Source organism: Inquilinus sp. (genome assembly GCF_057815775.1).
Window position 1 is genome coordinate 1 of sequence record NZ_JBYRFX010000022.1, and the last position, 8,627, is coordinate 8,627.

Consider the following 8,627-nt stretch of genomic DNA (forward strand, 5'->3'; position numbering starts at 1 on the left):
CTGGGCCTGCTGCTGGAGGTGCTGGTGTTCCGGCACCTCTACGGCCGCAGCCATCTCGACCAGGTGCTGGCGACCTTCGGCCTGATCCTGTTCTTCAACGAGGCGGTGCGCACGCTGTGGGGCTCGGCGCCGCTCAGCATCCCGATGCCGGAGATGCTGTCGGGGTCGATCGCGTTGATGCCGGGGCTGCTGTACCCGGTCTATCGCCTGGCCGTGCTGGTGGCCGGGCTGGGCGTCGCCCTGCTGCTGTGGGTGCTGATCGCCAGGACCCGGATCGGCATGCGGGTGAGGGCCGGGGCCAGCAATGCCGACATGGTCTCGGCGCTGGGCGTCAACATCCGCCGGCTGTTCATGGTGGTGTTCGGCGTCGGCACCATGCTGGCCGGCTTCGCCGGCGCCCTGGCCGGGCCGATCTTCGCGGTCGAGCCCAGCATGGGCGATAATTTCCTGATCCTGGCCTTCGTCGTCATCGTCATCGGCGGCATCGGCTCGATCAAGGGCGCGTTCCTGGCGTCGTTGCTGGTCGGGCTGGTCGACACGCTGGGCCGGTCCTTTGCCGCCGATCTGTTCCGGCTGGTGCTGGCGCCGGCCGCGGCCAACCAGGTCGGGCCGGCCCTGGCCTCGATGCTGATCTACCTGTTGATGGCCGCGATCCTGTTCTTCCGGCCGGCCGGACTGTTCCCCTCCCATGGCCGATAGCGTCATGACTCAGGCGGATGTACCCGCACCCCCGCCGACGCTGCGCGCGGCCTGGCCGGCCCTGGCGATGTTCGCGGTGCTGGCGCTGGTCCCGGTCCTGGCGCCGGCGCTGGGCCTCGGCAGCTATGCCCTGACCGTCGCCAGCCGGATCATGATCTTCGCCATCGCCGCGGTCAGCCTCGACCTGATCCTCGGCTATGGCGGGCTGGTGTCCTTCGGCCATGCCGCCTTCATCGGCCTCGGCGCCTATGCCGTCGGCATCCTGGCCGATGCGGGGGTGGGCGAGGGGCTGGTGCTGCTACCCGCGGCGATGCTGGCCGCGGCGCTGTTCGCGGCCCTGACCGGCGCGGTGTCGCTGAAGACCCGTGGCGTCCACTACATCATGATCACCTTGGCCTTCGGCCAGATGGCCTATTTCACCATGACCAGCCTGTCCGCCTATGGCGGCGACGACGGCATGACTCTGTGGGCCAAGCCGCTGGTCGCCGGCTTCAAATGGCTGAACGGTCGGTCAGCCTTTCACTATGTCGTCCTGGTGCTGCTGATCGCGGCCTGGGCGCTGTGCCTGGCCGTCACCCGGTCGCGCTTCGGCCGGGTGCTGCGCGGCTGCCGCGAAAACGAGGAGCGGATGCGGGCGCTGGGCTACGATCCCTTCGCCTATCGCCTTGCCGCCACCGTGATCGCCGGCGCCATCGCCGGGCTGGCCGGGGCGCTGCTGGCGATCCAGGCCGATTTCGTCAGTCCGGCCTACATGTCCTGGCAGCGCTCGGGCGAGCTGATCGTGATGGTGGTGCTGGGCGGCATCGGCAGCCTGCATGGCGCCATCCTCGGCGCCGCCGCCTTCCTGCTGGCGGAGGAGCTGCTGTCCGGCGTCACTGAGCATTGGCGGCTGATCTTCGGGCCGCTGCTGATCCTGGTGGTGCTGTTCCTGCGCGGCGGGCTGGGCGGTCTGCTGGGCAAGGTGCGCCATGACTGAGCCGGTGCTGGCCATCGAAGGGCTGTCGAAGCGGTTCGGCGCGCTGACGGTCACCGACGGCGTCGGCCTCGACGTCCGGCCGGGCGAGATCCATGCCCTGATCGGCCCGAACGGCGCCGGCAAGACCACGCTGATCCAGCAGATCTGCGGCCGGCTGGCGCCCGATGCCGGCACCATCCGCTTCCTGGGCGAGGACATCACCCGCCTGGCCGCCCATCGCCGGGCCCAGCGCGGCCTGGCCCGCACCTTCCAGATCGCCAATCTGCTGCCCGGCTTCACCGCGCTGCAGAACGTGGCGACGGCGGTGCAGCGCCGGCGCGGGTCGAGCTTCCGCTTCTTCCGTGCGGTCGGGCGGGAGGCCGATCTCACCGCCGCGTCCCAGGCGCTGCTGGTCCGCACCGGCCTGGGCGCCCGGGGCCAGGTGCCGGCCGCCGCCCTGAGCCATGGCGAGAAGCGGCAGCTCGAACTCGCCATGGCCCTGGCGCTGGATCCGAAGCTGCTGGTGCTGGACGAGCCGATGGCCGGCACCGGGCATGAGGAGACGGCGCGGCTGGTCGAGCTGCTGCAAGGCCTGGCCGGCACCGTGCCGATGGTGCTGGTCGAACACGACATGAGCGCGGTGTTCGCCCTGGCCGACCGCATCTCCGTGCTGGTCTATGGCCGGGTCATCGCCACCGGCACGCCGGAGGAGATTCGGGCGAGCCCGGAGGTGCGCGCCGCCTATCTCGGCGAGGAGGCGGCGTGACCGCGCTGTTGCAGATCGAGGGGCTGGAGGCCGGCTATGGCGGCGCCCAGGTGCTGTTCGGCATGGCCCTGACCGTGCAGGCGGGTGAGATCGCGACGCTGCTCGGCCGCAACGGCATGGGCAAGACCACCACGATCCGCGGCCTGATGGGGCTGCTGCGCCCGACTGCGGGCCGCATCATGTTCGACGGCGCCGACGTCACCGGCCTGCCGCCCTACCGCCTGGCCCAGGCCGGCATCGGTCTGGTGCCCGAGGGGCGGCAGATCTTCCCGACCCTGACGGTGGAGGAAAACCTGGTCGCCACCGCGGCCGACCGATTCCGCCGGGCCACGCCCTGGACACTGGACCGGGTCTATGCCGCCTTTCCGCGGCTGGCGGAGCGGCGGTCGCACCGCGGCACCCAGCTGTCCGGCGGCGAACAGCAGATGCTGGCGATCGGCCGGGCGCTGATGACCAACCCGAAGCTGCTGGTGCTGGATGAGGCGACGGAGGGGCTGGCGCCGCTGATCCGGGCCGAGATATGGGAGTGCCTCGGCCGGCTGAAGGCGGAGGGCCAGTCGATCCTGATCATCGACAAGACCCTCGACGCCCTGTTGCGCCTGGCCCAGCGCCATGCGGTGATCGAGAAGGGGCGGGTGGTGTGGAGCGGCAGCAGCGCCGAGCTGATGGCGGCGGAGGGGATACGCGAGCGCTATCTCGCTGTATGATCGGGCCGTGCCATGCGCGTCCCCCCAACGGTGAGGTGTGCGATGAATTCGGCCAATCTCCAGCTCGAAGGCGTCTATGCCGCGATGACGGCGCTGATGGGGGCCCTGCGCGACAAGGGCCTGCTCGACGCCGGGGAGATCGACGATGCGCTGGAGCGGGCGGAGACCGCCCTGGCCGCCAACGCCCGGCGCCCGACCGAGCTGAGCACCGCGAGCGTCGAGGCGATCTGCTTTCCGCTGCGCTACCTCCGGCTCGCCAACCAGGCCGCGCCGGGCGCGCCGCCGCCCTCCTTTTTCGACCTGGCCACCCGGATCGGCCAGGCCCGAGCGAGCCGCTGACATCGCGTCTCCTGCGACACTGACACTCGGGGCCGGGCGTCCGGTTCCGCTTGACCGCGGCGGCCATATCCCTATCTAGGGGACGCCCGGCGCCCTTCGTCGAGGTCGTTGCACCCGAGGCCGGCCTGAGGATCACGGAGCCCATGACCACCGCGAAGACCGATACGGATGCGCCTGCGGGCGATCATGAAGACATCCTGTATCCCGAGGCGGTCCCCTTCGTCCTGCTCCACCTCGCTGCCTTCGCGGCGATCTGGACCGGGGTGACCTGGCAGTCCTTGGTGCTCTGCGTGGCGCTGTATTTCCTGCGCATCTTTGGCATCGGCGCCGGCTATCACCGCTATTTCGCCCACCGCGCCTATTCCACCGGCCGTGTCTTCCAGTTCCTCCTGGCCTTCCTGTCGCAGAGCACGGCGCAGAAGAGCGCGCTGTGGTGGGCCGCCAAGCACCGGCACCATCACCTGCATTCCGACACCGAGCAGGATGTGCATTCGCCGCGGCACAAGGGCTTCATCTACGCCCATCTCGGCTGGATCTTCTCGACCCGCCACCGCACCACAGACCTGACCAAGATCGCCGATTTCGCTCGCTTTCCCGAGCTGATGCTGCTGCACAAATGGGAGCTGACGCCGGCCGTGATCCTGGCCGTGATCACCTTCCTGATCGCCGGCTGGCCGGGGCTTGTGGTCGGCTTCGTCTGGAGCACGGTGCTGGTCTATCACGGCACCTTCTGCATCAACTCCCTGGCCCATGTGCATGGCCGCAAGCGCTATGTCACCGGCGACGATTCCCGTAACAACTGGCTGCTCGCGCTGATGACCATGGGCGAGGGCTGGCACAACAACCACCACGCCTTCCAGAGCAGCGTGCGCCAGGGCTTCCGCTGGTGGGAATTCGACCCGACCTTCTACATCCTGAAGGCCCTGTCCTGGTGCGGCGTGGTCTGGAACCTGAAGACCCCGCCCGAGGCGGTGCTGCGCAACGAACAGCGCCTGGGCACCAAGATCATCGAGCGCGCGGCGGCGGAACTGGCGGCGAGCTTCCCGGTCGACCGGATCGCGACGGCGCTGCACGACGCGCTGGCCCATGCCCATGCGCCGACCCTGGCCGACATCCGCGATGCGCTGGCCACCGCGCAGCACAAGACCGTGGACCTGCTGGCCAAGGCGCATCTGCCGAGCTTCCCGACGCGGGAGGAGATCCGGCTGCGCGCCGCGGCGATGTTCGCCAAGACCCGGTCGATGGACGACATCGTCGAGCGCGCGCATCGCCTGGTGCTGGAAGCCGTCGGCAAGCGCCTCGCCGCCTCCTGAGCCGTCGCCCCCACGGGGCACATCCTTCCCAGTTTGACATTGCGCCGCCCTGACAGCGCTGTCACAGTTCCAGACGAGCTCAAAAGAAGCTCGTGGCGGATTGTCGCCAACAGACTGGGAGGACATCAAGATGGGCGATCGCGAACATCGCAGTCGGCGTGACTTCATGGTGGCCGCAGCCGCCGCTTCGGCGGGCGCGGCCCTGTTCGGCGGCATCGACCTGAACATGGCGGCGCAGGCGGCCGAGGCGGTCGGGCGCTCCGACAAGCCGCTGAAAGCAGCCTTCTCCAATGCCGGCCTGCAGGCGACCTGGTGCGCCCAGGGCAAGCAGGCCGCCGAATACTGGGGCAAGCTGTTCAACGTCGAGATCACCTGGTTCGACGGTGAGCTGGCGGCGCCGAAGCAGCGCGGCGCCATCGACAATATGGCCTCCCAGAAATGGGATTTCGTGGCCATCCAGGCCTTCGGCATCGGCACGCTGACGCAGCCGGTGCAGAAGATGATCGACGCCGGCATCCCGGTCATCGACATGGACACGCTGATCGCGCCGCTGGAGCAGATCAACGTCCACTCCTTCCTCGCCCCCGACAACGAGTTCATGGGCGCCGCGGTGACGCAGGCGCTGTGCTCCGCCATCAATGGCGAAGGCACCATCATCATGACCCAGGGTGCGCTCGGGCACACCGGGGCGCAGGGCCGGGCCCGCGGCTTTGAATCGGTGCTCAAGCAGTATCCGAAGATCGAAGTCCTCAACACCGATCCGGGCGACTGGGACGTGTCGAAGGTGGCCCGCATCTGGGAAACCCACCTGACCAAGTATCCGAAGATCAGCGCTGCCTTCTTCCACAACGACGACATGGCGCTGGCCGCCTACAACGTGATGAAGGCGCACAACCGCACCGACATCCTGATCGGCGGCGTCGACGCCATGCCGCCCGCGCTCCAGGCGGTGGCCGAAGGCCGCATGTACGCCACCGTGCGCAACCCGTCCTGCCGTATCCATGGCGGCGCGGTGATTGCCGGCGTGGCGGCTGTCACCGGCGGCGAGAAGACCGGGGAGGGTGGGATTCCGAAATCCGTCGTCACCGACGGCCCGGTCGTCACCAAGACGAACGCGCCGGGCATGCTGTGGATGGAGGAGCATTTCCTGATCTGAGCACAGCTGTCCGGTCGAGCGAGCCATGCAAACCGCCGGTCGGCTCTGGAGCCAGCGTCGTAACTTCAAGCTGTCATGCCCGGGCTTGACCCGGGCATCCAGAGGCTGTCGAGATCCTCTGGATTGCCGGGTCAAGCCCGGCAATGACAATGGGGGTTTGGGTCGACCCCTGGAGTCATCAATCGGCAGGTTTGGCCGGACAGCATTGAACAGGCCCGCACCATGACCCAGACCCCGTTGCTCGAGCTCAGCGGCATCTCGAAGTCGTTCGGCGGCGTCCATGCGCTGCGCGATGTCGACTTCACGCTCGAAGCCGGCGAGATCCATGGTCTCGTCGGCGAGAACGGTGCCGGCAAATCGACCCTGATGAAGATCATCGCCGGCGTGCATGCCGACTATGAAGGGCAGATGCGGATCGAGGGCAGGGCGGTCCGCTTCCGCTCGGCCCGCGATGCCGGGGCGGCCGGGGTCGGCATGGTGCATCAGGAGCTGAGCATCGTGCCGGACCTCAGCGTCGCCGAGAACGTGTTCCTCGGCACCCAGCCGGTCAGCCGCCTCGGCATCGTCGACTGGGCCGGCATGCGCAAGGCGGCGGGCGAGCAGATCCGCCGCCTGGGCATCGATGTCGACCCACGCACCCCCGCCGGGGCGCTGCCGATCGGACTGCAGCAGCTGATCGAGATCGCCCGGGTGCTGTTCTCCGGCGCCCGCATCATCATCCTGGACGAGCCGACCTCCGCCCTGTCGCCGCCGGAGATCGAGCGGCTGTTCAGCGTGCTGCGGCGGCTGCGCGAAGAGGGCCGCAGCTTCATCTTCATCTCGCATTTTCTCGACGACATCCTGAATGTGTCGGACGCCGTTACCGTGTTCCGCAATGGTCGAAAGATCCTCAGCACCCGGGCGGCCGAGACCGACAAGGCGGCGCTGATCGAGCACATGATCGGTGCCGGGCATGGCGAGCTGGAGGAAAGCTACACCGGCGAAATCCGGCTCGACAGCAAGCCCGGAGCACCGGTCGTGCTGGCAGCGGAAGGGCTGTCGGCCGACCGCTTCTACGACGACATCTCGCTGGAGGTGCGGGCGGGCGAGGTGCTGGGCATCTACGGTTTCATGGGCTGCGGCCAGCTGGAGCTGGCGCGCACCCTGTTCGGCAAGCTGCAGCCCGACCGCGGCCAAATCCGCATCGCCGGCAAGCTGATCCGGCTCAGGAGCACCGCGATCGCCCGCCGCGCCGGCATCGCCTTCGTGCCGGAAAGCCGGCGCGCGATGCTGTTCCACCACGAGCCGATCTACAAGAACACCTCGATCAGCATCCTGGACCGGGTGTCGCGCTGGGTCCTGAAGCCGGAGTCGGAGCGGCGCATCGCCCGCAGCCGGGTCGATGAGCTGCGGATCCGCACCCCGCATTTCGACGCCGCGCTCGGCGCCCTGTCCGGCGGCAACCAGCAGAAGGTCGCCCTGGCGAAATGGCTGACTTTCACGCCGAAGGTGCTGATCCTGAGCGAGCCGACCCGCGGCATGGATGTCGGCGCCAAGGAAGACGTCGTCCGGATCGTGCGCGGCCTGCGCGACCGGGGCATCGGCGTGGTGGTGGTGTCGGCCGAGCCGGAGACGATCCTGTCGCTGGCCGACCGCATCCTGGTGATGCGCAAGGGCGGCATTACGCGTGAATTCGCCGATGGTTCGGTCAGCAAGGACCGCCTGCTGGAGGCGGCATGATGGGGGAGCACGACACTCGCATGGATGCGCCAGCCAATCCGCCGGCCCGTAGTGCCGCCTCCAGGCTCGGCGGGGCGCTGGGCGGCCAGCTGCGCAACGTCGCCCCGTTCATCACGCTGATCATCCTGTTCGGCTTCTTCAGCTTCGCCAGCCCGTCCTTCCTGTCGGTCGACAATTTCAGCAACATCCTGAACCAGATCGCGGTGACGGCGGTGATCGCCGTCGGCCTGACCTTCGTCATCCTGTGTGCCGAGATCGACCTGTCGGTGGCCAGCATCGCCAACGCCACCGGCATCATCGTCGCCTTCCTGACGGCGCAGGAATCCTACGTCACCATCGCCAATGTGCCGCTGCCGGGCTGGGCGGCGATCGTCGTCGCGATCGCCGGCTGCGGCCTGCTCGGCCTGGTCAACGCCATCGGCGTCACCCGGATCGGCATCCCGTCCTTCATCATGACCCTGGCGATGATGCAGATCGGCGCCGGCGTCTGCGCCATGCTGGTGCGCGGCCAGATCGCCTATGCCGTGCCGCCGCTGGTGGTCACCCTCGGCTCGGGCTCGATCGGCGGCATTCCCTGGATCGTGATCGTGGCCGCCATCATGCTGCTGGTCGGGCACCTCGTGCTGACCTACACGCGGTTCGGCCGCTACGTCTACATGGTCGGCGGCAACCGCGAGGCGGCAGAATATTCCGGCGTCAACGTCCGCATGGTGGTCGGGGCGGTGATGGTGATCTCGGCCGTCTGCTCCGGCATCGCCGGCATGCTCGGCGTCGCCTATTTCGGCAGCGCCCAGCAGAACGAGTTCGACACCTTCCTGCTCGACGCCATCGCCGCGGTGGTGGTCGGCGGCACCAGCCTGTTCGGCGGCCGCGGCGGCATCGGCAACACCATCATCGGCCTGTTCATCCTCGGCGTGCTGAACAACGGGCTGGACCACATCAACATCGACAGCTTCCTGAAGATCCTGATCCG

9 protein-coding genes are annotated in these 8,627 nt (G+C 68.4%); all 9 read left to right on the plus strand.

Features of this window, described 5'->3' with window-relative positions; translation table 11 throughout:
* A partial coding sequence (locus AC3XYG_RS00880; RefSeq protein WP_489137924.1) for a branched-chain amino acid ABC transporter permease occupies positions 1-699 on the plus strand: 699 nt, incomplete at its 5' end.
* 4 nt (positions 700-703) lie between these two features.
* Positions 704-1,675 carry a branched-chain amino acid ABC transporter permease gene (locus AC3XYG_RS00885; protein WP_489137925.1) on the plus strand — a complete coding sequence of 324 codons (972 nt, stop codon included), beginning with the start codon at positions 704-706 and terminating at the stop codon, positions 1,673-1,675.
* Positions 1,668-2,420 carry an ABC transporter ATP-binding protein gene (locus tag AC3XYG_RS00890; protein ID WP_489137926.1) on the plus strand — a complete coding sequence of 251 codons (753 nt, stop codon included), beginning with the start codon at positions 1,668-1,670 and terminating at the stop codon, positions 2,418-2,420. Before AC3XYG_RS00885 ends, AC3XYG_RS00890 begins: the two co-directional genes overlap by 8 nt.
* Positions 2,421-2,425: 5 nt before the next feature.
* Complete coding sequence (locus tag AC3XYG_RS00895) at positions 2,426-3,127, plus strand: ABC transporter ATP-binding protein (RefSeq protein ID WP_489137932.1); 702 nt, start codon at positions 2,426-2,428, stop codon at positions 3,125-3,127.
* Positions 3,128-3,169: 42 nt separating this feature from the next.
* Complete coding sequence (locus tag AC3XYG_RS00900; protein WP_489137927.1) at positions 3,170-3,466, plus strand: hypothetical protein; 297 nt, start codon at positions 3,170-3,172, stop codon at positions 3,464-3,466.
* A 143-nt stretch (positions 3,467-3,609) separates the two neighbouring features.
* The gene (locus AC3XYG_RS00905) at positions 3,610-4,779 is read left to right on the plus strand and encodes an acyl-CoA desaturase (RefSeq protein ID WP_489137928.1); all 1,170 of its coding nucleotides are present in this window, start codon (positions 3,610-3,612) and stop codon (positions 4,777-4,779) included.
* Between the two features lie 130 nt (positions 4,780-4,909).
* Complete coding sequence (locus AC3XYG_RS00910; protein ID WP_489137929.1) at positions 4,910-5,935, plus strand: sugar ABC transporter substrate-binding protein; 1,026 nt, start codon at positions 4,910-4,912, stop codon at positions 5,933-5,935.
* Between the two features lie 222 nt (positions 5,936-6,157).
* Positions 6,158-7,654, plus strand: a complete 1,497-nt coding sequence (locus AC3XYG_RS00915) for a sugar ABC transporter ATP-binding protein (protein WP_489137930.1) — start codon at positions 6,158-6,160, stop codon at positions 7,652-7,654.
* 20 nt (positions 7,655-7,674) lie between these two features.
* Positions 7,675-8,627, plus strand: a 953-nt coding sequence (locus tag AC3XYG_RS00920) for an ABC transporter permease (protein ID WP_489137931.1), incomplete at its 3' end; no start/stop codon positions are given.

Coding starts and splice junctions, on each gene's coding strand:
- AC3XYG_RS00885 (WP_489137925.1), top strand. CDS start 704: ATGACTCAGGCGGATGTACCCGCACCCCCGCCGACGCTGCGCGCGGCC.
- AC3XYG_RS00890 (WP_489137926.1), top strand. CDS start 1,668: ATGACTGAGCCGGTGCTGGCCATCGAAGGGCTGTCGAAGCGGTTCGGC.
- AC3XYG_RS00900 (WP_489137927.1), top strand. CDS start 3,170: ATGAATTCGGCCAATCTCCAGCTCGAAGGCGTCTATGCCGCGATGACG.
- AC3XYG_RS00905 (WP_489137928.1), top strand. CDS start 3,610: ATGACCACCGCGAAGACCGATACGGATGCGCCTGCGGGCGATCATGAA.
- AC3XYG_RS00910 (WP_489137929.1), top strand. CDS start 4,910: ATGGGCGATCGCGAACATCGCAGTCGGCGTGACTTCATGGTGGCCGCA.
- AC3XYG_RS00915 (WP_489137930.1), top strand. CDS start 6,158: ATGACCCAGACCCCGTTGCTCGAGCTCAGCGGCATCTCGAAGTCGTTC.